General features: G+C 49.3%; 2 tRNA genes and 1 rRNA gene. All 3 read left to right on the top strand.

Going from position 1 to position 444, the window contains the following annotated elements:
- A 16S ribosomal RNA gene (locus MUA00_RS00170) occupies positions 1 to 79 on the top strand; the annotation flags it as partial.
- A gap of 68 nt (positions 80 to 147) precedes the next feature.
- Positions 148 to 224 (top strand) — tRNA-Ile (locus MUA00_RS00165).
- A gap of 118 nt (positions 225 to 342) precedes the next feature.
- Positions 343 to 418: transfer RNA gene (locus MUA00_RS00160), tRNA-Ala, on the top strand.
- Positions 419 to 444: the final 26 nt, after the last annotated feature.

Below are 444 nucleotides of genomic sequence, written 5' to 3'. Positions count from 1 at the left end.
TACCACTTTGTGATTCATGACTGGGGTGAAGTCGTAACAAGGTAACCGTAGGGGAACCTGCGGTTGGATCACCTCCTTACCTTAAAGATACAACCCGCGCAGTGTCCACACAGATTGTCTGATAGAAAACGAGCAGTAAAACCTTATAGGCTTGTAGCTCAGGTGGTTAGAGCGCACCCCTGATAAGGGTGAGGTCGGTGGTTCAAGTCCACTCAGGCCTACCAAATTTCTTCCCATGCTGTGTTACAGCACCACTCACATACTTCAGTATGCTTCGTGGGGCTGCGCCTTGCCTGAGAAGAAATGAGGTAAATAAAAAATCAAAGGTTTTACGAAATCGATGGGGCTATAGCTCAGCTGGGAGAGCGCCTGCCTTGCACGCAGGAGGTCAGCGGTTCGATCCCGCTTAGCTCCACCATCCTTTCATGCTCAATACTATCTCAA

Source organism: Dryocola boscaweniae, assembly GCF_025215095.1.
GTDB classification, from domain to species: Bacteria; Pseudomonadota; Gammaproteobacteria; order Enterobacterales; family Enterobacteriaceae; genus Dryocola; species Dryocola boscaweniae.
The sequence above is the reverse complement of the archived record's forward strand: the minus strand, read 5'-3'. Positions and strand labels throughout refer to the sequence as shown.